This window comes from Microbacterium sp. No. 7 (assembly GCF_001314225.1).
Taxonomy (GTDB): Bacteria; Actinomycetota; Actinomycetes; order Actinomycetales; family Microbacteriaceae; genus Microbacterium.
The window spans coordinates 905,316-929,013 of the sequence record NZ_CP012697.1; the positions used below are offsets into that span (position 1 = coordinate 905,316).

General features: G+C 73.0%; 20 protein-coding genes. 12 read left to right on the forward strand and 8 right to left on the reverse strand.

The window, feature by feature from the left end; genetic code table 11:
- Window positions 1–96: 96 nt before the first annotated feature.
- Window positions 97–1,035, reverse strand: coding sequence for a hypothetical protein (locus AOA12_RS04050; protein ID WP_156366389.1), 939 nt, complete (start codon window positions 1,033–1,035; stop codon window positions 97–99).
- 238 nt (window positions 1,036–1,273) lie between these two features.
- On the opposite strand from AOA12_RS04050, the gene AOA12_RS04055 reads away from it, so the two are divergent.
- Window positions 1,274–2,392: a GuaB3 family IMP dehydrogenase-related protein gene (locus tag AOA12_RS04055; protein WP_054680522.1), complete on the forward strand. Its 1,119-nt coding sequence runs from the start codon at window positions 1,274–1,276 to the stop codon at window positions 2,390–2,392.
- Window positions 2,392–3,261: an SURF1 family cytochrome oxidase biogenesis protein gene (locus tag AOA12_RS04060; protein WP_231637175.1), complete on the forward strand. Its 870-nt coding sequence runs from the start codon at window positions 2,392–2,394 to the stop codon at window positions 3,259–3,261. Before AOA12_RS04055 ends, AOA12_RS04060 begins: the two co-directional genes overlap by 1 nt.
- Before the next feature lie 425 nt (window positions 3,262–3,686).
- Here the strand turns inward: AOA12_RS04060 and AOA12_RS04065 are convergent, their stop codons facing one another.
- Both AOA12_RS04065 and AOA12_RS04070 read right to left on the reverse strand, forming a co-directional pair.
- The gene (locus tag AOA12_RS04065) at window positions 3,687–5,018 is read right to left on the reverse strand and encodes a hypothetical protein (protein ID WP_054680525.1); all 1,332 of its coding nucleotides are present in this window, start codon (window positions 5,016–5,018) and stop codon (window positions 3,687–3,689) included.
- A 120-nt stretch (window positions 5,019–5,138) separates the two neighbouring features.
- Complete coding sequence (locus AOA12_RS04070) at window positions 5,139–5,633, reverse strand: RNA polymerase sigma factor (protein WP_054680528.1); 495 nt, start codon at window positions 5,631–5,633, stop codon at window positions 5,139–5,141.
- A gap of 105 nt (window positions 5,634–5,738) precedes the next feature.
- Between AOA12_RS04070 and AOA12_RS04075 the strand changes: the two genes are divergently transcribed.
- From AOA12_RS04075 to AOA12_RS04090, 4 genes are all read left to right on the forward strand, one after another.
- Entirely contained in the window at window positions 5,739–6,266 is a 528-nt protein-coding gene (locus tag AOA12_RS04075; protein ID WP_054680531.1) for a DUF3817 domain-containing protein, read from the forward strand.
- The gene (gene guaA / locus AOA12_RS04080) at window positions 6,263–7,846 is read left to right on the forward strand and encodes a glutamine-hydrolyzing GMP synthase (protein ID WP_054680534.1); all 1,584 of its coding nucleotides are present in this window, start codon (window positions 6,263–6,265) and stop codon (window positions 7,844–7,846) included. Before AOA12_RS04075 ends, guaA begins: the two co-directional genes overlap by 4 nt.
- A 228-nt stretch (window positions 7,847–8,074) precedes the next feature.
- On the forward strand, window positions 8,075–9,502 hold the full coding sequence (locus AOA12_RS04085; protein WP_156366390.1) for a hypothetical protein: 1,428 nt from the start codon (window positions 8,075–8,077) through the stop codon (window positions 9,500–9,502).
- 54 nt (window positions 9,503–9,556) lie between these two features.
- Entirely contained in the window at window positions 9,557–10,126 is a 570-nt protein-coding gene (locus AOA12_RS04090; RefSeq protein WP_054680541.1) for a DUF3558 domain-containing protein, read from the forward strand.
- Window positions 10,127–10,223: 97 nt separating this feature from the next.
- Here the strand turns inward: AOA12_RS04090 and AOA12_RS04095 are convergent, their stop codons facing one another.
- A complete protein-coding gene (locus tag AOA12_RS04095) occupies window positions 10,224–11,138 on the reverse strand; it encodes a Bax inhibitor-1/YccA family protein (RefSeq protein ID WP_054680545.1) in 915 nt (304 codons plus the stop codon).
- 172 nt (window positions 11,139–11,310) lie between these two features.
- Here AOA12_RS04095 and AOA12_RS04100 point away from each other — a divergent pair, with 172 nt between their 5' ends.
- Window positions 11,311–12,288 carry a glycerophosphodiester phosphodiesterase family protein gene (locus tag AOA12_RS04100; RefSeq protein WP_054680548.1) on the forward strand — a complete coding sequence of 326 codons (978 nt, stop codon included), beginning with the start codon at window positions 11,311–11,313 and terminating at the stop codon, window positions 12,286–12,288.
- Between the two features lie 417 nt (window positions 12,289–12,705).
- Here AOA12_RS04100 and AOA12_RS04105 read toward each other — a convergent pair whose 3' ends face one another.
- Both AOA12_RS04105 and AOA12_RS04110 read right to left on the reverse strand, forming a co-directional pair.
- Complete coding sequence (locus tag AOA12_RS04105) at window positions 12,706–13,056, reverse strand: carboxymuconolactone decarboxylase family protein (protein WP_054680551.1); 351 nt, start codon at window positions 13,054–13,056, stop codon at window positions 12,706–12,708.
- A gap of 110 nt (window positions 13,057–13,166) precedes the next feature.
- On the reverse strand, window positions 13,167–14,021 hold the full coding sequence (locus AOA12_RS04110; protein ID WP_054680554.1) for a sulfurtransferase: 855 nt from the start codon (window positions 14,019–14,021) through the stop codon (window positions 13,167–13,169).
- Window positions 14,022–14,176: 155 nt separating this feature from the next.
- Between AOA12_RS04110 and AOA12_RS04115 the strand changes: the two genes are divergently transcribed.
- The 4 genes from AOA12_RS04115 (at window position 14,177) to AOA12_RS04130 (ending at window position 19,044) form a co-directional block, all read left to right on the forward strand.
- On the forward strand, window positions 14,177–15,622 hold the full coding sequence (locus AOA12_RS04115; RefSeq protein WP_231637176.1) for a M20 family metallopeptidase: 1,446 nt from the start codon (window positions 14,177–14,179) through the stop codon (window positions 15,620–15,622).
- The gene (locus tag AOA12_RS04120) at window positions 15,619–16,593 is read left to right on the forward strand and encodes an ATP-grasp domain-containing protein (RefSeq protein WP_054680559.1); all 975 of its coding nucleotides are present in this window, start codon (window positions 15,619–15,621) and stop codon (window positions 16,591–16,593) included. The genes AOA12_RS04115 and AOA12_RS04120 overlap by 4 nt, the downstream gene beginning before the upstream one ends.
- Complete coding sequence (locus tag AOA12_RS04125; RefSeq protein WP_054680562.1) at window positions 16,590–17,411, forward strand: NADPH-dependent oxidoreductase; 822 nt, start codon at window positions 16,590–16,592, stop codon at window positions 17,409–17,411. Before AOA12_RS04120 ends, AOA12_RS04125 begins: the two co-directional genes overlap by 4 nt.
- Window positions 17,412–17,721: 310 nt before the next feature.
- Entirely contained in the window at window positions 17,722–19,044 is a 1,323-nt protein-coding gene (locus tag AOA12_RS04130; RefSeq protein ID WP_054680565.1) for a M20/M25/M40 family metallo-hydrolase, read from the forward strand.
- 182 nt (window positions 19,045–19,226) lie between these two features.
- Here the strand turns inward: AOA12_RS04130 and AOA12_RS04135 are convergent, their stop codons facing one another.
- Complete coding sequence (locus AOA12_RS04135) at window positions 19,227–20,264, reverse strand: D-cysteine desulfhydrase family protein (RefSeq protein WP_082405914.1); 1,038 nt, start codon at window positions 20,262–20,264, stop codon at window positions 19,227–19,229.
- Between the two features lie 346 nt (window positions 20,265–20,610).
- Between AOA12_RS04135 and AOA12_RS04140 the strand changes: the two genes are divergently transcribed.
- Window positions 20,611–21,621: an aldo/keto reductase gene (locus tag AOA12_RS04140; protein WP_054680568.1), complete on the forward strand. Its 1,011-nt coding sequence runs from the start codon at window positions 20,611–20,613 to the stop codon at window positions 21,619–21,621.
- A 166-nt stretch (window positions 21,622–21,787) separates the two neighbouring features.
- Here the strand turns inward: AOA12_RS04140 and AOA12_RS04145 are convergent, their stop codons facing one another.
- Entirely contained in the window at window positions 21,788–23,689 is a 1,902-nt protein-coding gene (locus AOA12_RS04145) for a copper resistance CopC/CopD family protein (RefSeq protein WP_054680571.1), read from the reverse strand.
- Window positions 23,690–23,698 lie beyond the last annotated feature (9 nt).

Below are 23,698 nucleotides of genomic sequence, written 5' to 3' on the forward strand. Positions count from 1 at the left end.
TTGTTCTCGCGAGGGTGCTTTTGAGAGCACCCTCGGTGGGATAATTGGCACCCTCGCGGAGACAACCGGCACCCTCGGCGGCCGATGCGGAGCGGGTCAGGCGCGGACGACGCGGGCGTGAGCGGGCCAGCCTTGCGAGGTGAGGGATGCCAGGAACGTCGCGGCGTTCTTCGACTCGGCGGCTCCCCAGTGCAGGCCACGCCACCCGGTGGCGCGCTCGATGGCGGCGCGGCGCTCGGCCTGATCGGCGAGCACCTCAGGTGCCGTGCGTCCGTTCATCATGGCCGGATCGGTGCGCTTGACGACGCCGTCGAACTCGCCGAACATCCTCAGTGCAGGCCACGCGAAGTCGAGTCGCTTCTCGCCGCGGTCGGTCATCACGACGACCTGCAGCTCGGGCGCGGGCAGATGGAGCTCCCACATCCGCAGGCGACTCTGGCTTTCGCGCGGCGACTCCGCGCGCCCGTCGCCGAACTCGACGGCGAATCGCAGCTTCTTTATGCCCCGGGCGCCTGTTCCCGCGCGGATGCGCCGTTGCAGCGCCGCCCGGATCTCTTCGGCGTGCGCAGACGAGTAAGCGTGCTCGTCGTCATCCCACGCCACGGCGCGCAGAGCGGCGTCGACGAGTGCGACCGCGCCGTCCAGCGGAAGCATGCGTGCCGCGTCATAGGCTGTACGGTCGAGGCTCGTCGCGAGGTGCGGCCCGACGCGCACGACGTCGGCATCGGGTAGGGGCACCTTGTGCCGTACGACATCGGTGCGCGTCTTCTGCGGGTTCTTCGCCCGTTCGATCGTGTGCACGCGATCGTCGACCAGCCCCAGGAGCGGGAGACCGTGCAGCGCGGCAGCCGCTGCGTGCGAGAACACAGGCGGAATGCGAGCGGCGAGGGAGATGGCATCCGCCCGCATCAGGAGACGCTTCTCGACATGACCGGCGACCCACTCCGCCGTATCGACGCACGCTCCGCGACGAACCGGTGCGTAGCCGGCAGGAACGCCGTTCCGCGAAGGCAGGATGAGAGGTCGTTCGTCCATGCTCCGAGTGTGTCGCGTGAAGGGATGCCGCGGACGTGGCGTTGCCGCATCCGTGGAGAGATCGCGGAATGTGCGCACTGTGGACGAGGCGATGGAGGAACCGTTGGCACCCTCGGCGAGACAAGTGGCACCCTCGCGAAGACAAGTGGCACCCTCGCGGGGAGAAGTGGCACCCTCGCGGGGGCGGGGAACGCCAGGCGGGCGTGGGGGAGGGGGCGGGTAGGCTGAGGGGGTGAGCATGGAGATCGAGCTCGGCCGCGCGAAGCGCGCCCGCCGGGCGTACGCGTTCGACGACATCGCTGTCGTGCCCTCGCGCCGCACGCGCAACCCCGAAGACGTCTCCACCGCGTGGTCGATCGACGCCTACGGGTTCGACATCCCCGTGCTCGGCGCCCCCATGGACTCGGTCATGAGCCCCGCGACCGCGATCCGGCTCGGGCAGCTCGGCGGCCTCGGCGTGCTCGACCTCGAGGGGCTGTGGACCCGCTACGACGACCCCGAGCCGCTGCTCGCCGAGATCGCGGCACTGCCGCACGACGGCGCGACGCGGCGGATGCAGGAGCTCTACGCCGAGCCCATCAAGCCCGAGCTCATCGGCGCGCGCCTCGCCGAGATCCGCGCCGCGGGCGTGACCGTCGCGGGCGCGCTCACGCCGCAGCGCACGCAGCAGCTCTACGAGACCGTCGTCGCGGCGGGCGTCGACCTGTTCGTCATCCGCGGCACGACCGTGTCGGCCGAGCACGTCTCCAGCGTCGAGGCGCCGCTCAACCTCAAGAAGTTCATCTACGACCTCGACGTGCCCGTCATCGTCGGCGGCGCGTCGACCTACACCGCGGCCCTGCACCTCATGCGCACCGGCGCGGCGGGCGTGCTCGTCGGCTTCGGCGGCGGCGCGGCGTCGACGACGCGCGTGACCCTCGGCATCCACGCCCCGATGGCGACGGCGCTCGCCGACGTCGCCGGCGCGCGCCGCGACTACCTCGACGAGTCGGGCGGCCGCTACGTGCACGTCATCGCCGACGGCGGCGTGGGCGCCTCGGGCGACATCGTCAAGGCGCTCGCGATGGGAGCGGACGCCGTCATGCTCGGCGTCGCGCTCGCCCGCGCGACCGAGGCCCCGGGCCAGGGATTCCACTGGGGTCCTGAGGCGCACCACGCCAAGCTCCCGCGCGGCACCCGCGTGCAGGTCTCGCAGATCGCCCCGCTCGAGGAGATCCTGTACGGGCCGGCGCCGGTCGCCGACGGCACCGCCAACCTCATCGGCGCCCTGCGCAAGTCGATGGCGATCACGGGCTACTCCGACCTCAAGGAGTTCCAGCGCGTCGAGGTCGTCGTCGCCCCCTACGACAAGCGCTGATGTCCGCCCCGAGCCCCGTGTCCGAAGCGCCGGCGCCGCCGGTGTTCCCCCCGACGCTGCGCGAGGTCATGCTGCGTCCCTGGTGGATCGGCATGCTCGGGCTCGCGCTCGTCGTCGCGGGCGTGTTCGCCTGGCTCGGCCAGTGGCAGCTGTCGCGCTCGATCGACTTCAACCCGCCGCCCGTCGGCGCGACCGAGCAGGTGCGGCCGATCGCCGACGTCGTCGAGCCGGGCGCGTACCTGCCCGAGCCGCTGGTCGGGCAGCGCGTCGACGTGAGCGGCCGGTGGGTCGCCGGCGACTTCCTCCTCGTCTCGTCGCGGTTCAACGAGGGCGTCGAGGGCTACTGGATCACGGGGCAGCTGCGCGTGCAGCCCGACGTGGCGACGCTCGTCGCCGAGCCCACCTCGCTCGCCGTCGCGATCGCGTGGACGCCGACGCTCGAGCAGGCGCTCGCCGCCGCCGCGCGGTTCGAGGATGCCGTCGCCGCCGACCCCGAGGCCCTCGCCACCCTCACGGGACGCCTGGTCTCGGACGAGGGCCCCGCGCATCCGCCCGCCGCCGATCCGTGGGCGATGAGCCGCATGTCGCCGGCCGCGCTGCTCAGCCGGTGGCACGACATCGAGGGGCTCTCGGTGTACCGGCCGTTCCTCGTCGCCGACGCCGACACGACCGGGCTCGACCTGCCCGCCGGCGTCGTCGGCATCCACTCGCCCGCCCCCACGGAGCAGTCGCCGGTCAACGTGCTCAACCTCTTCTACGCGATCGAGTGGGCCGTGTTCGCCGGCTTCGCGTTCTACATGTGGTACCGGCTCGCGAAGGACGCCTGGCAGAAAGAGGTCGAGGAGCTCGAAGAGGCCGAGGAGGGCTGATCGGCGGGATCTGCGCGTAGGCGAAGATCGTGTGAGGCGTCGCGGCTGAGGTCGGGAGCGGGTCGTTGCGGGGGTCTCGATACACTCGCGGCTGCGCCGCGAGCACTCGACCAGCGGGGTGGGTGGAGGATCTCCGCCGGTGGAGCGGGCAACCCCGGCTGGGTGGGCGGGGAACCCTGCTGGTTGAGTGGGGACCCCTGCTGGGTGGGCGGGAACCCCCGCTGGGTGGGTGGGGACCCCCGCTGGTTGAGTAGCGCGCGCAGCGCGCGTATCGAAACCCTTCCCGCGGTCCGTTACATGGGTCTCGATACACTCGCGGCTTCGCCGCGAGCACTCGACCAGCGGGGGTGGGGGCATTCGGCCAGCGGGGTGGCGGGCGCTCGGCCGGCCGGGGGTGGTGGGTACTCGGCCGGTGGGGTGGGGGGTCACCACTGCGTGGTCAGGCCGGAGGCGGTGTCGAGCTCGTTCTCGGCGAGCGCGAGAACGCTCCAGCGCTTGCCGGTGGTGTCGGTGAACTCGTAGGCCGGAACGATGTAGATCAGGCTCTCCGAGGCGTAGACGGCCGTCAGGCCGCGCCGCGCCGACACGATCTCGTGCTCCGCGACGGGCCACGGCACGGCGGAACCGGGAGAGGGCACCGGATCGGGCTCGGTCGCCGGCTCGCCGTTCCAGGACTCGGGCCCCGTCGGCGGGGCGTAGGTGAGATCGGGGGAGAACGCCGACGTGTTGAGCCGCGCGGCGGCCTCAGCGGGGCTCACGATGTCGTACTCGCCGAGGGACACGAGAGGACCGATGGAGCCGTTCGCCCAGAGGATGCCCTCGTGCGACACCGTGACGTCGATCGACACCGGGGCCGCCATACCGTCCGCGACCCGGTAGGCGCGCACCGTCAGGAGGTTCTCGTAGTCGAGCCACTGGTCGCCGTCCACCTCGATCAGCAGATCGTCCTCGTCGACGCCGTACGCGCGGAGGATCGTGCTCATCGCCTCGCGCGCCTGCGCCTCGGTCGGCGACGGGGTCGAGAGCCGGCACTCCTCCTGCACGGCGGCCCAGTCGGCGTCGTCCTTGCCCGTCGTCGCCTGCTCGACGCAGCGCCACACCGGACTCGTGCCGCCCGAGCTGTACCAGACCTGCCCGCCGCTCCACAGCGAGAGGGACACGCGGGGACCGCTGCCGTCGCTCGCGCCGACCGACCAGCCGCCGCCGTGTTGATCCGCGACGGGCTCTCCCGCGACACCGAGCGCCGCGGCGATGCCGGCGAGGGTCTCGGGCGTGAAGCGGCTCGCCGCGTCGAGCGCGTAGACGGTCGCACCGCTGCGACTGTCGTCGAACGGGGGGACGGTGAAGCGCTGGCGCCCCCACCAGCCTCCCCAGCCTCCGCCGAAGGCGCTGTCCATGCGGTAGCCGCTCTGGAACGCCAGGTCGCCCCCGGCGGCCGGCATGAGCGCCAGGCCGGCTCCCGTCTCCTCGGCGGTCGCCCCCGTGCCCCCGCTCGCCTCGATCGGCGGGGCGATCTCGCCCGGTGCCGGCGTCTCGAGCGCGACGGTCTCCACACCGCGCTCCGCGCCCCGGGGTGCGAAGGCGAAACCCGCGCCGGCCACGGCGATCGCGGCGGCCGCCGCCGCGGTCACCAGCCAGCCCCGGCGGCGGGCGCGGGGGAGCGCGGCGACACGGCCGCGCAGCGCCTCGGGGGCGTGCGCATCCGCGGCGGGGTCGATCCCGCGCAGGGCGTTCGTGAGGTCGTCGTCGGTGTCCATGGCATCCTCCTCGGTCGAGGTCTCCCGCGTCGCGGCTCTCCGTCGCGGCTCGCCGCCGGAGACACCGCGAGGCCTCAGTGCCGGCTGTCGTGGCGAGGCCTCACCGAGTATGTGTCGCGATCAGCCGATGTCTTGCAGCCGCCAGATCTCGCGCAGCCGCGCCCGGGCGCGCGACAGCGCGGCCTGGGCGCCCGAGCGCGAGACGCCGAGCGCCTCGCCCAGCTCGGTGCCGTCGAGACCGTCCCACGCGTGCAGCAGCAGGATCTCGCGGTCGCGCTCGCCGAGCGCCGCCAGCGCCCGCGCGAGACGGTCGCGGTCGGCCACCCGGTCGGCGTGGTCGGAGCCCGAGGCGTCCGGCTCGTCGACCGCCCGCAGCGGCATCCCGTGCGCCCGGCGCCGGTGGTTCGCGAGCACGAACCCCGCCGTGCGGTACAGCCAGGGCAGCTCGCCGCCGCGCGGCACGTCGGCGCGCCGCCGCCATGCGGTCGCGAACACCTCGGCGCACAGGTCGTCGGCATCCGTCCGCGGCGCGCGGCGCACGAAGTAGCGGTACACGGCATCCAGATGCACGGCGACGTCGTCGGTGAACCACGCATGGTCGTCTCGGTGTGGCATCCGGTCCTCTCGCCCGCCCTCACCACGTGTATGTCGCGTGCGAGCCGGATCTTGCACGGCACGAGCCGAATCTCGCGGGCCCGGCCCGCAACTAGACTGGATGCCATGCCGCAACCCAAGCTCGCCAGCTTTCCGGCGATTCGCGGGGCACTGAAGTTCTACCAGATCGCCTCGGTCATCACAGGCGTCGGCCTGCTCCTGCTGGTCGCCGAGATGGTCCTGAAGTACTCGCCGCTGCACGTCGAGCTCTTCGCGGGCGGCACCGGCGGCCCCCTCTGGTTCGCGCCCGTCATCGTCAGCGACGGATGCCAGGCGTGGTCGATGATCCCGTTCGCGCCCGGCTTCTGCGAGATGACCTCGACCGGCGACGGCGTCAACGTGTCGCTCGCGATCCTCGTCATCCACGGCTGGTTCTACGTCGTGTACCTGTTCGCCGTCTTCCGCGTGTGGAGCCTCATGCGCTGGGGCTTCGGGCGCTTCATCACGCTCGCCCTCGGCGGTGTGGTGCCGTTCCTGTCGTTCTTCATGGAGGTGCGCGTCGCCCGCGAGGTGAAGGCGTACCTCGCCCAGCGCGAGGCCGACGAGGCCGCCAAGACACAGTCCACCCCGATCGAGGCGGAGCAGACCCGGTGACCCACCAGACCGATACGGCGCAGCGTCCCGTGCTCGTCGTCGACTTCGGCGCCCAGTACGCGCAGCTCATCGCCCGTCGCGTGCGCGAGGCCGGCGTCTACAGCGAGCTCGTCCCGCACACCATCACGGCCGCCGAGGTGGCCGAGCGCAGCCCCGTCGCGCTCGTGCTCTCGGGCGGGCCGTCGTCGGTCTACGAGCCCGGCGCGCCCACGCTCGACCCGGGCGTGCTCGAGCTCGGCATCCCGACCCTCGGCATCTGCTACGGCTTCCAGGTGATGGCGAGCCAGCTGGGCGGCGAGGTCGCGCACACGGGCCTGCGCGAGTACGGCGCGACGGATGCCACGATCACGGGCGACGGCGGCGTGCTGCTCGGCGGCCAGCCGGCCACGCAGAACGTGTGGATGAGCCACGGCGACCAGGTCGCGCGCGCGCCCGAGGGCTTCGAGGTGCTCGCCTCGACCGCCGCGACGCCCGTGGCCGCCTTCGGCAACGCCGACAAGTGCCTCTACGGCGTGCAGTGGCATCCCGAGGTGAAGCACTCCGACCACGGCCAGCAGGTGCTGGAGAACTTCCTGCACAAGGCCGTCGGCCTGGCGTCCGACTGGAACAGCGGCAACGTCATCGCGGAGCAGGTCGCCAAGATCCGCGCCCAGGTCGGCACGGGGCGCGTGCTGTCGGCCCTGTCGGGCGGCGTCGACTCGGCCGTCTCGACCGCGCTCGTGCACGAGGCCGTGGGCGACCAGCTCGTCGCCGTGTTCGTCGACCACGGTCTGCTGCGCAAGGGCGAGCGCGAGCAGGTCGAGCAGGACTACGTCGCCTCGACGGGCGTGCGGCTCATCACGGTCGACGCGCGCGAGACGTTCCTGAACGCGCTCGCCGGAGTGAGCGACCCCGAGCAGAAGCGCAAGATCATCGGCCGCGAGTTCATCCGCGCGTTCGAGAAGGCGCAGGCCGAGCTCGTGGCCGAGGCCGCGGCCGACGGCGAGCCCATCCGCTTCCTCGTGCAGGGCACGCTCTACCCCGACGTCGTCGAGTCGGGCGGCGGCGCCGGCACGGCCAACATCAAGAGCCACCACAACGTGGGGGGACTCCCCGAAGACCTGCAGTTCGAGCTCGTCGAGCCGCTGCGCACCCTGTTCAAGGACGAGGTGCGCGCGATCGGCCGCGAGCTGGGCCTGCCCGAGCCGATCGTGTCGCGCCAGCCGTTTCCGGGCCCCGGCCTCGGCATCCGCATCGTGGGTGAGGTCACCGCTGACCGCCTCGAGATTCTGCGCGACGCCGACGCGATCGCGCGGGAGGAGCTGACCGCGGCGGGCCTCGACGGCGAGATCTGGCAGTGCCCCGTCGTGCTGCTCGCCGACGTGCGCTCCGTGGGCGTGCAGGGCGACGGCCGCACCTACGGTCACCCGATCGTGCTGCGTCCCGTGTCGAGCGAGGACGCCATGACGGCCGACTGGTCGCGCCTGCCCTACGACGTGCTCTCCCGCATCTCGAACCGCATCACCAACGAGGTGCGCGAGATCAACCGCGTCGTGCTCGACGTGACCTCCAAGCCCCCGGGCACCATCGAGTGGGAGTGAGCGCGGATGCCACGGACGGTGGCATCCACGTATCGGCACGGACCCCGGGGAGCCACGCGACGCGCGGATGACCCCGGCGAGCTCGTCCGCGGCCGGTGAGATCCTCCGGGGTCCGTGACGCGCGCCCGCCGCGGCGATCCCCGCTCTTCCCCCGGGGGTTCGCGCGGGTCTACTCTGTGCGCTATGGGCACCCGTCGCCGGCCCGTTCTCCTGAGCATGATCCTGTGCGTGTCACTCCTCGTGGGCTGCACGGGGTCGAGCGCGGCCTCGTCGCAGGACCCGCGAGCCGGCGACGCGCTCGCCTACGGGCTCGCGCCGGCCCCCGACCAGGGCACGACCTTCCGCTCCGACGTCGTGCTCGTCGAGGGCGGCGGCGCGTCGGTGCGGTCCGTCACGGCCGACGGGCTCACCTGGACGCTCGCGCCGACCGCCCGCGGCCTCGCCGACCTGGAGCCCGGGCGCGTCATGTTCCTCACCGACCGTGCGGTCGGCCGCGTCGTGGCGATCCAGACGACGGATGCCGGTGTCGAGGTCACCGTGGGCCCCGTCGACATCACCGACGTCATCGAGGACGGCGAGTTCGCCGCCGAGGGCGTGCCGCTCGATGACCCCATCGTCGTCTCGCAGGAGGGCGCGTTCTGGGCCGACCCCGAGCTGCAGCGGCAGGCCGGGGTCGGGGAGGGCGAGGGCGCCGACGTGCCCGTCGAGCCGGTGCTGCTGCGCTCGACCGCGAAGCTGCCGCGGCCGCCCGCACCGCCCGCGATCCTCTCCGAGATCGCGAACGCCCGCACCGGCAGCTTCGACCTGCAGGGCAGCTGCTGCGGCAAGGGCACGCGCGTCGGCATCCGCTACAGCAAGAACGGCCTCGTCATGACCGGCGAGCTCGGCCTGGAGATGGACCGCCCCACGGCCGACTTCAGCCTCAAGATCTCGGGCGCGCGACTGGAGTACGCCGGGCTGAACCTCACGGGGACTGCCGGGATCTTCGCGAAGCTGCACGCCACGACGGCCGAGGGCAAGCCCACCAACGGCTACAGCCCGCCGCTCGGGCAGGACTTCAGCTTCGCCATCCCCGTCGGCACGTTCTTCGGCATCCCGCTCACGATGGTCGTGACGCAGAAGTTCACCGTCGCCGTGAACATGGCCGGGTCCGCCGTGTTCGACGGCACCGCGAAGGTGAAGCTCGGCACGACGCTCGGGTTCCGGTACACCCACGGGCGCTGGTACAACACCTCGGGCGCAACGCTCGACAGCGCCGCGTCGCTGTCGGCGACCAACGCGCTCTCGGTGGGCATCAGCTACGCGCAGTTCGACTACACCGTACGGGTCACCGTCGGCTTCGGCATCGCCAACTTCGCGGCGGGCGTCTACCTGTCGCTCGCCGCGCGGCTGTTCACGGCCGTCGGCGCGCCGATCGGCTTCAACATCGCCGAGGGGGCGGAGGACCCCATCGAGCACTGCCGCCGCGTCGACGCCGAGCTGTGGCTCGACTACGGCGTGGGCTACTCGATCCCCGCGGTCGTCGCGGAGGTCGTCAACTTCTTCCTGAGGGCGTTCAACTCCCGGCCGATCGAACGCGAGGGCGGGCTGCCGCACGGCTGGGTGAAGATCCTGTCGCAGAAGGACCATTCCAGCCAGTCGGGCTTCTGCGTCTGAGCGGGAGCGAGGGATCAGGGGCGGTCGGGAGACCCGTCGAGAAACGAGGAGCGCATGTCCACTGCACGTCTGATCGGGGCGTCGGTCGCCGTCGCCGCCGCGCTGCTGCTCGGCGGCTGCGCGGCATCCGCGCCCGAGACGCCGGAACTGCCCGCGGATGCCGGGGACGCGGGCGAGGTCGAGGTCACCGCCGAGCCGACGATCGCCGCGCCGAAGACGCTCGACGTCGCGAGCCTCGACGCGTGCACGATCCTCACGAAGGAGGAGGCGGAGACGGCGATCGGCACGGCCCTGACCGAGCCGCTCAGCGCCTCCACGGCGGATGCCGCGGCCTGCACGTACCCGGGCGATCCGAACGGGCCGACGGCGCAGGTCGCGATCTTCGTCGGACCGGGCGCCAAGCAGCAGCTCGACATCGACAAGGACACCCTCGAGCACGTCTTCGTCGAGGTGCCGGGCCTCGGCGACGAGGCATGGCAGCAGGACGGGATGATCTTCGCGCGGTCGGGGAACGACTGGCTCTCGATCCAGTTCGTCAGCCTCGACGACCCCGCGGTCTTCGTCGAGCCGCTGCGATCGGCGATGGCCGTCGCGGTCGACCGCGTGCGCGGGCTGCAGGGGTGATCCGTGAGATTCTCCGAGGTTCGTGACGGCGCAGGCTGACATGCGAGAAGGGCCGCCCCGTGGGGCGGCCCTTCTCGTGGCATTGATCCGAGTCGCGTCAGTCGCTGCCGCGGAGGATGGCGAGGATGCGCAGGATCTCGACGTAGAGCCAGACGACCGTGACCATGATGCCGAAGGCGCCGAGCCAGCCGTACTGGCGGGGAGCGCCGTTGCGCACGCCCTGCTGCACCTGGTCGAAGTCGAGCACGAGCGAGTACGCGGCCATGATCACGACGAGCGCGCCGATGATGACGCCCCACGGCAGGCCGAAGAGCGGGCTGGGCGCGCTGTGCATGCCGAACATCATCCCGGCGGGGAAGGCGCCGAACCACATGAGCACGACGTTGAGCAGCGAGAACACGAGGTAGCCGATCATCGCGACCATGAACACCTTCGTGGCCTTCGCCGAGGCGCGCACCTTGCCGCTCGCGAACAGGGCGAGCGTGACGCCGACGACCGCGAGGGTCGCGAGCGCGGCCTGCATCACGATGCCGGGCCAGATGAACTCGAAGAACGCCGAGATGCCGCCGATGAAGAGGCCCTCGAAGGCCGCGTAGGCGAAGATCAGCGCCGGGCGCACCTTCTTACGCGACGTGAAGGTGACGACCATCGCGAGCACGAAGCCGCCGAGCGCGCCGACGATCCAGGGCATCATGGTGGGCGAGGGGTTCTCGAGGCTCACCGGCGACAGCGTCCACACCCAGCCGACGACCGCCGTGACGAGCAGCACGGCGAACAGCGCGAGGGTCTTGAAGACGGTGTCCTCGACCGTCATGCGGCCGGTCTGCACGGAGCTCGCCGGGGGAGCGGCGAACATGCCCTCGAGCTGGGCGTTGACGGCGGCATCCGTCGCCTGGTGCGACGCGGCCGCCTGGGCGGTGGCGGCGCCGGGCTGCTGTGCCGGCGGCGGGGTCAGACCCGGGCGCTGCTCTTGAAACGCCGGGTTGTTGAAGACGAAGTTAGCGGAGGCCATGGTCTCTCTCACTCCAAGTGTTGGGGACGAACGGTAGTTCGGTGCTTTTCCAGGTTATCCGACGCCTTCTGCGTATGGACCCTCGGGGGCTGAGAAAGAACCTTGAGTGAACAGGGCGCAAGTTTTGTCCGGCGCCGTCCGGGGCGTCGTCCGGGGCGGATAGGGTGGCGGCATGCGCCCCCTCCTGATCGGCCACCGGGGTGCCCCGGGGTACCGTCCCGAGCACACCCGCTCGTCGTACGAGCTCGCCCTGTCGATGGGCGTGGACGCCGTCGAGCCCGACGTCGTGTTCACCCGCGACGGCGTCGCCGTGGTGCGCCACGAGAACGAGATCGGGTCGACGACCGACGTCGCGGCGCACCCCGGGCTCGCCGATCGCCGCACGACCCGCGTCGTCGACGGCGAGGAGCTGACCGGCTGGTTCACCGACGATCTCACGTGGGACGAGCTCGCGACGCTGCGCTGCCGTGAGCGGATCCCGCGGCTGCGACCCGCGAGCGCGGTCTTCGACGACACCGAGCCCCCGCTGCGGCTGCGCGACGTGCTCGACCTCGTGCACGTCGCGGCGCGCGAGCAGCGCCGCGAGATCGGCGTCGTCGTGGAGATCAAGCACGCGACGTACTTCGAGGCGCGCGGCATCGACGTCGCGGGCGCCGTCGCGGCCGAGCTGCGTGCGGCGGGGTGGGGCGCCGCCCAGACAGGTGGTGCGCTGCCGCTCGTGATCGAGTCGTTCGAGCAGACCGTGCTGGCACGGGTGCGGGACCACGGCATCCGGGCATCCTTCGTGTATCTGCTGGAGGATGCCGGGAGGCCGGCCGACCTGGTCGCGGCGCTCGGCGAGGGCGCTCCGACGTATGCTGACCAGCGCATGCGCCTCGACGCGCTCGCGGGCGAGGTCGACGGCATCAGCCTCGACAAGGCCACGATCCTGCGGGATGCCGGAATCGTCGCCGCCGCGCACGCACGCGGACTGCGCGTGTTCACCTGGACCTGCCGCCCCGAGAACGCGTTCCTCTCGCCGCCGTTCCGCCGCGGCGACGACCCGGCCGCCTTCGGCGACTACGAGGCGGAGTGGCGCGCAATCGCGGATGCCGGGGTCGACGGCGTCTTCGTCGACCACCCCGACCTCGGCGCGGCGCTCTTCCGCTGACGCCCGCGAGCCCCCGTTGCGTGCGCATCGAAACCGATGTAACGGACCGTTAGACAGGTTTCGATACGCCGCCTGCGGCGGCTACTCAACCAGCGGGGGTGAGTGGGGCGCGGGTGTGGGTTGTGGGTGCGTCCATACCCGCTGGTCGAGTGCTCGCGGCGGAGCCGCGAGTGTATCGAGACCCTTCCCACGGTCCGGTACACCGGTTTCGATACGCGCGCTGCGCGCGCTACTCAACCAGCGGGGGTGTGTGGCCCGGGTGCGGGTTGCGGGTGTGTCTCGTTCCCGCTGGTCGAGTGCTCGCGGCGGAGCCGCGAGTGTATCGAGACCCTTCCCGCGGTCCGTTACGCGGGTTTCGATACGCCGCCTGCGGCGGCTACTCAACCAGCGGGGCGGGGGCGGGGGCAGGCGAGTGGGTCAGTGGGTGTGCTCGGCGGCCTCGCGGCCGAACTTGAACGCCAGGCGGCCGTGGGCGAAGCCGCCGCCCGCGCGCAGCGCCGTGGCGACCCAGGACGCCTCGGCGAGCTCGGCCTCGGAGGCCCCGGCCTTCACGGCCCGCTGCGCGTGGGCGTCGATGCAGTAGGCGCACTGCGTCGTCGTGGCGACCGCGACGGCGATCAGCTCGCGGTACTTGAGCGGGATCTCCCGCCCCTCGGCCGCGAAGACCGCCTCGTCGAACTCGACGAAGGCCTTCAGGATGTCGGGGGTCTCCGCCTTGTACACGCGCGTGTACGTGCGGTCGGTCTCGCGGTCGTAGAGTTCGCTCATAGCCCGACGATAGAACGGCCGCACCCCGGATGTCACCCCGTGACGCCCCGTGACGCCGCGTGAGCGATCGTGACGCGGTGTGTCCTCGCCGCTGCGTCCGCCGCGGGCGCTCAGGAGCCGACGACGAGCTGATCGGGCGTGCGCCCCCGCGCGACGGGCCGGCCGCGCGTGCGCGACCACTGGCTCCACGAGCCCGGGTAGATCAGGGCGTCGATGCCCGCGACGGCGAACGCGAGCGCCGAGTGCGCCGACGCGATGCCCGCGCCGCAGTACACGGCGACGGGCACCCCGGGCGTCACCCCGATGGCCGCGAGGTTCACGAGGATCGTCTCGACGGGCCGCAGGCGGCCGTCGGGTGCGATGTGCGAGAGCGTGGGCAGATTGATCGCGCCGGGGATGTGGCCGGCGATCGGATCCGTTCCGGGGACCGAGCCGCGGTAGTGCTGCGGCGACCGCACGTCGATGAGCGCCCCGTGGTGCGGGAACTGTGCGGCCTCGTGGATGTCGATCACGCCGGGATCGGCATCCGTCAGCTCGAGCGCGCCGGGTCGCGCGACGACGTCGCCGCTCTGCACGAGCCCGCCCGCGGCGATCCACGCGCGCAGGCCGCCGTCGAGCACGCGGATGTCGACGCCGCGGCGCCGCAGCAGCCACCACGCCCGCGCGGCGGCCACCGAGTCGTTGTCGTCGTACGCGACGACGAGATCGCCGGGGTTGAGCCCCCAGTGGTGCACGGACGTCTGAAGGTCGGCGAGCTCGGGCAGGGGATACCGGCCGAGCTCGGGATGACCGCGCTGCGACAGCTCGCCCTCGAGGTCGACGAAGACCGCGCCGGGCAGGTGGCCGGCCAGGTACGGCAGCCGCCCCTCGGGCTCGTCGAGGCGCCACCGCACGTCGAGCAGCCGCACGGGGCGGTCGGCATCCAGCGCCGCCTGAAGCTCGGAGACGTCGATGAGGTGGGACATGGCAGACAGTCTGCGCTCGTCCGGGCAAAGTCGATCATGTCGCGTGACATACAAGGCAATGCGGCTTCAGACTTCGTCACAGAACGGGCCGCGGCGGCGCGGGGGCGCGGGGGCGCGAACATAATGGCACCACCAGCAGTGGAGGAGGGATGCCGGTGACGACGTCGCAGCCCCGCGTGGGCCCGCACCCGCGCACCCCCGATCGCTCGTACCTCGACGCGCTGGAGGGCGAGGCCCGCCGCAAGGCCGCTGCGGCCGCGCCCGTCACGTCGCCGTTCGCGGGAGTCCCCGGGAAGCTCGCCGCCCGCGTCGGCGCCGCGCTCGACGGGCTCCAGGAGCGTCTCGTCGCCCTGTCGCACGACATCTTCGACCACCCCGAGGAGGCCTTCCGCGAGGTGCGCAGCGCCGCCGCGGTCGCGGAGATCGTGCGCGCGGCCGGCGTCGAGACGCGCGTCGGCGTGCACGGCCTCGACACGGCGCTGCGGGCCGAGATCGGCGTGCTGTCGCATGCCGGTGGCGTGCAGCCGGACGGCGGCGGCGTGCGATCGGGCGCGCGGGACGTCCCGACGATCGCGATCCTCGCCGAGTACGACGCGCTGCCCGGCATCGGCCACGGCTGCGGGCACAACGTCATCGCGGCCTCCTCGGTCGGCGCGTTCCTCGCGCTCGCCGCGGTCGCCGACGAGCTCCCCGGCCGGGTCGTGCTGCTCGGGACGCCCGCCGAGGAGGGGCACAGCGGCAAGGAGATCCTCGCCCGCGGCGGTGCGTTCGACGACGTCGACGCCGCGATCATGGCGCATCCGTTCGGCTACGACGCGATCGACCACCCGTTCATCGGCCGCCGCATCCTGCGCGTGCGCTACAACGGGGTCGCGGCGCACGCCTCGGCGTCGCCGTTCCTGGGCCGCAACGCGCTCGACGCGGTCGCCCTCAACTACCAGGCCGTCGGCCTGCTGCGCCAGCATCTGCCGCAGAGCGATCGCGTGCACGGCATCGTGCTCGACGGCGGCGACCGGCCCAGCATCGTCCCCGAGGTCGCGACGATCGAGTACTACCTGCGCTCGCACCTGCCCGAGACGCTGCGCGACCTGAGCGCCCGGATGGAGGACATCGCGCACGGCGCCGCCCTCGCCACGGGCACCGGCGTCGAGCTCACGTGGGATCCGCAGCCGTTCACGCTGCCCACGCGGTTCAACGGCCCGCTCTCGGCGCGCTGGGCCGTGCACCAGGCGGCGCGGGGCCGCACGGCCCTCACGCGCGCCGTCGTGCCGGCCGAGCTCGCCGCCTCGACCGACTTCGGCAACGTGAGCCACCGCGTGCCCGGCATCCATCCCGTCATCGCGGTCGGCCCGCCCGACGTCGCGCTGCACACCGCCGAGTTCGGTCGCCACGCGCGAGGGCCGCGGGGCGACCGGGCGGTGGCCGACGCGGCCTACGGCCTGGCGCTCACGGCACTCGACTACCTCTCCGACGCCGAGCTGCGTGCGGCGGTCGACGACGACTTCGCGCGTGCGGGCGGCGTGACCGACGTGGAGCGCTACTTCGACCCGCCGGTGGAGGGCGCCCCGGCATCCGGGCTGCGTGGGGAGGCCCGCGCGTGACCGCAGGAGAGCCGCGCGTCCACGTGCTGCACGAGAACGCCGAATGGCTCGATCCGTTCCGCCGCGCGCTCGATGCCGAGGGGGTGCCCTTCGAGGAGTGGGACCTCGTCGAGGGCGCGATCGACCTCGCATCGGAACCCCCCGCCGGCGTGTTCTGGTCGCGCATCAGCGCGTCGAGTCACACCCGCGGTCACCGGCATTCGAAGGACTACGCCCGCGCCGTGTTGTCGTGGCTCGAGGCACACGGACGCCGCACCGTCAACGGGCGGCGCGTGCTCGAGCTGGAGGTCAGCAAGGTCGCCCAGCTCGCAGCGCTGCGAGCCGCGGGCATCGACGTGCCGCGCACCGTCGCCGTCGTCGGCGCCGGCGGGGTGATCGCGGCGGCCGCGGGCTTTCCCGCGCCGTTCGTGATCAAGCACAACCAAGGCGGCAAGGGTCTCAGCGTGCAGCGCATCGACGACCACGCCGACCTTCCGGCAGCGCTCGCCGCGGCCGAGCCGCCCGTCGACGGCATCACGCTGGTCCAGGAGTACGTGCGGCCGGCGCAGCCGTTCATCACGCGCGTCGAGATCGTCGGCGGCGAGCTCGTGTACGCGATCACGGCCGACACCGAGCACGGCGGCTTCCAGCTGTGCCCCGCCGACGCCTGCGCGGTCGATCCCGTCACCGGCGCGTTCCTCGTGCCACCGGGCGCGACGTCCGCCCCGGTGGCCGGGCAGAGCCTGTTCGCGCTGCGGGAGTCCCGCCCCGGCGAGGGGTTCGCGCATCCGATCGTGGCGGACTACCTCGCGTTCACGCGGGCGCACGGGATAGAGGTCGCGGGCATCGAGTTCATCGAGACGGCCGATGGCCGCGTCGTCACCTACGACGTGAACACCAACACCAACTACAACGCCGACGTCGAGGCGGTCGCCCCGCGTTCGGCGCCGCGCGCGCTCGCGCGCTACCTCGGAGGGCTTCTCTCATCATGACCGGCACGACTGCGACAGACACCGCCCTCGACCGCCGCTACGGCGGCGACGCTCCCGACGGCGCGCTCCCGTCCAACGAGGTGCTCGACCTGCTCTACCGGCACCGCTCCGTGCGCCGGTTCACGGCGGAGCCCGTCGACGACGCCACCGTGACCGCGATCGTCGCGGCCGCGCAGTCGGCGGCCACCAGCTCGAACCAGCAGGCGTGGTCGGTGGTCGAGATCCGCGACCCCGAGCGCCGCGCCCGCGCCGCCGAGCTCGCCGGTCAGCAGGAGTTCATCAGGGATGCCGCCGTCTTCCTCGTCTTCGTCGCCGACTGGTCGCGCGCGATCGGCGTCGCCGCGACGCGCGGCGCGGCCGCGCAGGCCGTCGACTACGTGGAGAGCACCCTGGTCGGCTTCGTCGACGCGGCGCTCGCCGCGCAGAACGCGGTCGTCGCGGCGGAGTCGCTCGGCCTCGGCACCGTGTACGTCGGGTCGGTGCGCAACGCGCCGCTGGAGGTCGCCGAGCTGATCGGGCTGCCGGCGGGCGCGTTCCCCGTCGTCGGCCTGGCCATCGGGCATCCCGACCCGGCCGACGCGGCCGGGGTCAAGCCGCGCCTGCCGCAGCGGGTCGTGCGGCACCGCGAGACGTACCGGCCGGCCGACGCCGCCGATCTCGCGCGCTACGACGAGGCTGTGCGCGCCTACTACGCGACGCAGGGCGCCGCGCGCGGATGGCTCGACGCCGTCGTCGCGCGCGTGCGCGACATCGCCGGCCTGCACGGGCGGCACACGCTGCGCGGCGCCCTGGAGCGGCGCGGCCTGCCGTCGCGGTGAGCCCGCGCCCCCGCGGGAGTGCTGCTTGTTCTCGCGAGGGTGCTGGTTGTTTTCGCGGGGGTGCTTCGCGGTTGGGGATGAAAGCACCCTCGGCGAGATACCTGGCACCCTCGCGAAAACACCTGGCACCCTCGCGGGAATGCCTGGCACCGTCGCGGGAATGCCTGGCACCCTCGCGGGAACACCTGGCACCGTCGCGGTGAGCCCGCGGCGTCGCGGCATCCGCTGTTTCGGAAGGTGACGGGGTGCGGGAGCCGTGGTCCGCGGCGCGCTTAGCGTGGGGGAGACCATTCGGGAGTGAGGCGGGGACATGTCGGCGACGCTGGAGGACGAGGCGCTGGAGTTCGTGCGCGACCTGATCCGCATCGACTCGGTCAACACGGGGATCGCGGCGACGATCGGCGACGGCGAGACGCGCGCGGCGCGCTACGTGCAGCAGAGGCTCGCCGAGGCGGGCATCGACGCCGAGCTCGTCGAGCCCCGGCCCGGTCGTGCGTCGCTCGTCGCGCGGCTGCGCGGCAGCGATCCCGACGCCGGGGCCCTGCTCGTGCACGCGCACCTCGACGTCGTGCCGGTGGAGGAGAAGGACTGGACGCATCCGCCGTTCGGCGCCGAGATCCACGACGGCTACCTCTACGGGCGCGGCGCCGTCGACATGAAGGACTACGCCGGCATCGTGCTCGCCGTCGCCCGCCATTTCGTGCGCGAGGGGATCGTGCCCCGCCGCGATCTCGTGTTCGCGTTCCTCGCCGACGAGGAGAGCGGCGGCGTGTGGGGCGCGGGCTGGCTCGTCGAGAACCGCCCCGACCTGTTCGCGGGCGTCACGGAGGCGCTCAGCGAGGTCGGCGGGTTCTCGGTGCCGCTCACCGGCCGCGACGGCGACGACCGCCGCGCCTACCTCGTCGCGACGAGCGAGAAGGGCGTCGCGTGGTCGACGCTCACGGCGCGCGGCCACGCGGCGCACGGCTCGCGGCCGACCGACGACAACGCGGTCGTGCGCCTGGCATCCGCCGTTGCACGCGTCGGCGCGCATCGCTTCCCCGTCGTGCGCACGCCGGCGCTGCAGCGGTTCCTCGACCTGTTCGGCGCGGCGCGGGGGCTCGAGTTCAGCGACGCGTCGCTCGACGACGACCTCGCGAGCCTCGGCTTCGTCTCGTCGCTCATCGGCGCGACGACGCGCAACACCGCGACGCCGACGGTGCTGAGCGGCGGCGAGAAGACCAACATCATCCCGGCCGAGGCCTTCGCGCGCCTCGACATCCGCATCCTGCCAGGACAGGACGATGAGCTGCGCGCCGAGCTGCACCGGCTCGCGGGCGACGACGTCACGGTGCGCGAGGGACGCTGGTGGTCGGCGACCGAGGCGCCGCTCGACACGCCGCTCGTCGACGTGCTGCAGCGCGCGATCACGGCGGAGGACGCCGACGGCGTCGTCGTGCCGTATCTGCTGCCCGCCAGCACCGACAACAAGCACTTCGCGCGCCTCGGCATCGCCGGATACGGGTTCGTGCCGCTGCGCGTGCCGCACGATTTCGACGTGTTCGCCCAGTTCCACGCCGCCGACGAGCGTGTCCCGGTGGACGCCCTGCTCTTCGGCGCCCGCGTCACCGCCCAGATCCTCCGCGAGGCCTAGCCGCCGAGACGGCGGGTTCTGCGTCGAGATGGTGGGTTCTACGCCGCGTCCGCCGACGTGGGGCCCTTTTCGCCGAGATGGTCCGTTCTGTTTCGCCGAGATGGTGGGTTTCTCGGCGAGATGGTGGGCACCACGTCGCCGAGAAACCCACCATCTCGGCGGGAAGGGGACGGCCGGGCGGGTCAGGAGGTGAAGGCGGCGGTGAGCGTGGGCTCGTGGGCGAACAGGGCGGGGGCTCCGCCCGTGTGCAGGAAGAGCACGTCGTCGTCGGCGTCGAAGCGTCCCGAACGGATGCCGTCGATCAGCGCCGCGGCGGCCTTGCCGGTGTACACGGGGTCGAGCACGATGCCCTCCGTACGTGCGAACAGGCCGATCGCCTCGATGCCGGCATCGGTCACGACGCCGTAGCCGGGCCCCACGAAGCCCGCGTCGATGCGCACCGCCGGCGGCGTCGTCTGTGCGCCGAGCAGGGCGAGGGTCTCGACGGCGAGGCGTTCGACGTCGGCGCCGAGCTCATCGGCATCCGGTGACACGGCCACGGCTTCGATCCGCGCCGCGCCGTCTGCGAGCGCGGCGCCCGCGAGCAGGCCCGCCTGCGTGCCGCCGCTGCCCGTCGCCAGCACGATCGCGTCGAACGCCGGTTCGGCCTCGGCGATCTCTGCGAAGGCCTCGACGTAGCCCAGGGCGCCGACGGCCGTCGATCCGCCGCTCGGGATCAGGTACGGACGGCGGCCCCGCGCGGTGAGCTCGGCGACAACCGCGTCGGCGGCCGCGCGCTCGGGATGCGGATCGTCGGGCGTCTCGTCCACGAGCACGAGCCGGGCGCCGAAGAGACGGTCGAGCAGCACGTTGCCCGACGCGCGATACGCGGCGCTCGCCCCGGGCGGCACGCGCAGCACGAGCACGGCGTCGAGCCCGGCCGCCGCGGCGGCCGCGGCCGTCTGTCGCGCGTGATTCGACTGCGCCGCGCCCACCGTGACGAGGGTGTCGGCACCCGCCGCTCGTGCGTCGGCGACGAGGTATCGCAGCTTGCGCGCCTTGTTTCCGCCCAGCGCGAGCCCGGTCAGATCGTCGCGCTTGATCCAGAGCCGCGGGCCGCGGTCGCCCAGTTCGGTCCGCAGCCGGTGCAGGGGCTGCAGCGGCGTCGGCGCGACGACGAGGGACGGGCCGCCCCGCGGGGCGACGGAGCGGAGGAGGTCGCGGATGCCGGCGCTGCTCATCGCGCCAGCATAGGGATGCCGCGGTCCTGGCATCCGCTCCCGCGTCACGCCACGACATGCCGGCGGGGTGCGCGTCGCCCCGCGCGCGTCGTGCGTCGTGCCGATCCATGCCGGCCGGGTGCCCTTCTCGCCGAGATGGTGCGTTTCCTGCCGGAATGGTGCGTTCTTCGCCGAGATGGTGTCTCACCATGTCGGTGACAAGCCCACCATCTCGGCGGGAAGGTCACCGTCTCGGCGAGAAGCCCACCGTCTCGGCGAGAACGGCACCGGGGCTGCCGGCCGGGGGCGTGACATCCGGTGACGGGGGTGGGGTCGCGGGGCGCGGGGGCGCGGTAGCGTCGCGAGCATGACTTCGACGACACCGACCCTCACGACCATCGAGCTCGGCGACGGCCTGCGCGTGCCGATCCAGGGATTCGGCGCCATGTCGCTCACCGACGTCTACGGCCCGGTGTCCGACGACGATGCGCTCGCCACCCTCACCCACGCGGTCGACGCGGGCGTGACCTTCATCGACACGGCGAACATCTACGGCGAGGGCCGCAGCGAGCGCATCATCTCGCGCCTGCTGCGCACGCGCCGCGACGAGGTGCAGCTCGCGACCAAGGTCGGCATCGCCCCGCGCGGCACCGTCGGACGTCGTGCGCCGCGCGGCGATCGCGCGCACATCCGCGAGCAGATCGACCTGAGCCTGGGCCGGCTCGGCACGGATGCCGTCGACCTCTACTACCTGCACCGCGTCGACCCCCAGGTGCCCATCGAGGACTCGGTGGGCGCGCTCGCCGAGCTCGTCGCCGAGGGCAAGGTGCGCCACATCGGACTCTCGGAGGCCACCGGCGACGAGCTGCGCCGTGCGTCGTCGGTGCACCGCATCGCGGCGGTGCAGAGCGAGTGGAGCATCGTCAGCCGCGACGTCGAGGCCCACGTCGTCCCGGCCGCGCGGGAGCTCGGCATCGTCTTCGTGCCGTACTCGCCGCTGAGCCGGCAGTGGCTCACGGGCGTCTTCGACGAGAGCGTGCTGACGGATGCCGACACGCGGCGCTCGTTCCCGCGCTTCGCGCCGGACGTGCTGGCGGCCAACGCGCCGCTGCTCGACGAGGTGCGCCAGGTCGCGACCGAGGCCGGACTCTCGCCTGCGCAGCTGTCGCTCGCGTGGCTGTACGCGAAGGGGCGCGAGCTCGACCTGCCGGTCGTGCCGATCCCCGGGACCCGCTTCGCCGATCGCGTCGACGAGAACCTCGCGGCCGTGGACGCCGTGCTCGGCGCCGATCACGTCGCGCGCCTCGACATCCTGGCCGCCCGCGTCACGGGCCACCGTTCATTCGACCCCGCCTGGGTCTCCGCCGGCCGGGAGTGAGACCGCCGCGGCTCGCCGCCGCGCGCGCGGTGCGGCGCGGCGCCACCCGCCCCGGCCCCGCGCCACCCGCCCCGGATGGCGAGACTGCATCGGCGCGACGAGACTGCCATCCACACGTGCGGTCTCGTCGCACCCGTGCAGTCTCGGTGAAAAGGGAGGCGGCGGGTCAGCGCACGTCGTATGCGAGGTCGGCGGTGTACTGCTCGAGGGGGGTGGCGACGACGGTCACCGTGAGCGTCCAGGTGCCGGTCTCGGGAACGGTGACGGCGGCGCTGATGAAGGTCACGGGGGTCGGCTCGCCGGGACGCAGCGGTGCCGGCACGCGATAGGGCAGCTGCACCGGCAGCTCGCCGCCCTCGTCGCCGCGCAGCACGACGCGCAGTTCCTGCAGCGGTGCCTCGACCGTGGGCGGCGTCACCGTCAGCCGCAGCGACTGCGGGCCCGGACGCGCGGGAGCGGCCTCGACGGCGACCTCGTACGGTCCGATGCTCGACGCGGCCGTCGCGACGGGCGCCCAGGCATCCTTCGCCGGCGTGATCGATGACAGCACGCCGGAGATCACGACGACGATCGCGACCAGTCCCGCCTCGACCCGCGTGCGCGTGCGCAGTCGCGCGGTCTGCCCGGGCGCCGGCCGACCGTCGTGCGCGCCGTCCACGCCTGCCGCCCTGCCCGCCGCACCGGTGGCCTTGCCGTCCCCTGCACCGGCCGCGCTGCCGCCCGCCGCGCCCGTGCGTCGCCGCGTCCATGCGAACCCCAGCGCAGCGAGCGCGACGGCGGCGGCGACGAGCGCGAGCTTCGCCAGCAGCAGTCCGCCGTAGGTCGTCTCGAGGAGGGCGGCGACGCCGCCGACCTGCGCGACCGCCTGCACGAGGCCCGACAGGCCCAGCACCGTGACCGCGATGCCCGCGTAGAGCGACCAGACTGGCATCCGCCGCATCCGTTCCGCGCTGAGCCGGCGGTTCAGCAGCACGAGCGCGAGCGGCACGAGCCCGCCCAGCCACGCGATCGCCGCGAGGGCGTGCAGCACCGTCGCGACACCCGCGACGGCGGAGCCGCCGAGTCCGAGGATGCCGGAGCCGCCGTGCCCCGCCGCGACGACGGCGATCACGATCGCCACCCCGAGCGCCGTGTAGAGGACCAGCCCGGTGGCAGAACCCGCACCACGGACGCTCGGCGGAGGCACTCTCTCGGCGACGACGGGCACCTTCGCGGGGACATCGGGCACCCCCGTGACGACAAGAGGCACCGTCGCGACGACAACGGGCACCCTCGCGGACACATCAGGCACCCTCGCGGGAACAACGGGCACCCTCGCGGGAACGACAGGCACCCTCGCGAGCACGAGGGCCGCGAGGCCCAGCAGCGCGATGCGCGCGCCCACGGCGACGGCGAACGGCGACGTCGCGAACGCGACGGCCTCACCGGTCCCGTCCGTCGACGTGCCGCTGGCCGAACGGATCCACAGGAACTGCAGCACCGCCTGTGCGAGCGACGCGATCACGGCGAGGCCGAGACCGGCGCGCACCGCCCGCAGCACACCGCGTGTCGGCACGGCGCCGAGCACCCGCATCCCCGGCAGCAGGCCGAAGGCGAGCGCGAGGCCGAGGTACAGCACGCCCTTCGCGAGGCCGACGCCGAGGGCCAGTGCCGCGCTCGGCGTCGGCGGGGGAGGGGCGACGACGGCGGATGCCGGAACGCCGTAGCCGAACTGGATCGATCCGCCCACGGGATGGGTGTCGGCCGAGACGACGCGCCAGCTCGCGATGTAGGCGCCCACCGGCAGGTCCTCGAGCGGGATCGTCAGCACCGTGCCGGTCTCGTCGAGCTCCGCCCCCGCGGCGTCGACGCGCTCGCCGTCGGCGTCGATCACGGCGATCGCGTCGGGCGAGCCGATCAGCGACACCGCCTCCGAGAACGTCACCCGCACCTCGGTCGGCGCCTCGTCGAGCTCCGTGCCGTGCGCCGGGATCGTCTCGACGATCGTCGCGTGCGCGAACGCGGGCGACGCGGGGCCACCGACGAGCAGCAGCACGCCGGCGAGGGCGGACGCCGCGAACCAGGGCATCCGCCCTCG

What these genes read in the sequence shown, in the direction of transcription:
- AOA12_RS04050 (WP_156366389.1), bottom strand. Translation starts at nt 1,035, where the DNA reads ATGGACGAACGACCTCTCATCCTGCCTTCGCGGAACGGCGTTCCTGCC.
- AOA12_RS04095 (WP_054680545.1), bottom strand. Translation starts at nt 11,138, where the DNA reads ATGGCCTCCGCTAACTTCGTCTTCAACAACCCGGCGTTTCAAGAGCAG.
- AOA12_RS04075 (WP_054680531.1), top strand. Translation starts at nt 5,739, where the DNA reads ATGCCGCAACCCAAGCTCGCCAGCTTTCCGGCGATTCGCGGGGCACTG.
- AOA12_RS04140 (WP_054680568.1), top strand. Translation starts at nt 20,611, where the DNA reads ATGACTTCGACGACACCGACCCTCACGACCATCGAGCTCGGCGACGGC.
- AOA12_RS04145 (WP_054680571.1), bottom strand. Translation starts at nt 23,689, where the DNA reads ATGCCCTGGTTCGCGGCGTCCGCCCTCGCCGGCGTGCTGCTGCTCGTC.
- AOA12_RS04090 (WP_054680541.1), top strand. Translation starts at nt 9,557, where the DNA reads ATGTCCACTGCACGTCTGATCGGGGCGTCGGTCGCCGTCGCCGCCGCG.
- AOA12_RS04125 (WP_054680562.1), top strand. Translation starts at nt 16,590, where the DNA reads ATGACCGGCACGACTGCGACAGACACCGCCCTCGACCGCCGCTACGGC.
- AOA12_RS04070 (WP_054680528.1), bottom strand. Translation starts at nt 5,633, where the DNA reads ATGCCACACCGAGACGACCATGCGTGGTTCACCGACGACGTCGCCGTG.
- AOA12_RS04060 (WP_231637175.1), top strand. Translation starts at nt 2,392, where the DNA reads ATGTCCGCCCCGAGCCCCGTGTCCGAAGCGCCGGCGCCGCCGGTGTTC.
- AOA12_RS04100 (WP_054680548.1), top strand. Translation starts at nt 11,311, where the DNA reads ATGCGCCCCCTCCTGATCGGCCACCGGGGTGCCCCGGGGTACCGTCCC.
- AOA12_RS04110 (WP_054680554.1), bottom strand. Translation starts at nt 14,021, where the DNA reads ATGTCCCACCTCATCGACGTCTCCGAGCTTCAGGCGGCGCTGGATGCC.
- AOA12_RS04055 (WP_054680522.1), top strand. Translation starts at nt 1,274, where the DNA reads ATGGAGATCGAGCTCGGCCGCGCGAAGCGCGCCCGCCGGGCGTACGCG.
- AOA12_RS04105 (WP_054680551.1), bottom strand. Translation starts at nt 13,056, where the DNA reads ATGAGCGAACTCTACGACCGCGAGACCGACCGCACGTACACGCGCGTG.
- AOA12_RS04130 (WP_054680565.1), top strand. Translation starts at nt 17,722, where the DNA reads ATGTCGGCGACGCTGGAGGACGAGGCGCTGGAGTTCGTGCGCGACCTG.
- AOA12_RS04065 (WP_054680525.1), bottom strand. Translation starts at nt 5,018, where the DNA reads ATGGACACCGACGACGACCTCACGAACGCCCTGCGCGGGATCGACCCC.
- AOA12_RS04135 (WP_082405914.1), bottom strand. Translation starts at nt 20,264, where the DNA reads ATGAGCAGCGCCGGCATCCGCGACCTCCTCCGCTCCGTCGCCCCGCGG.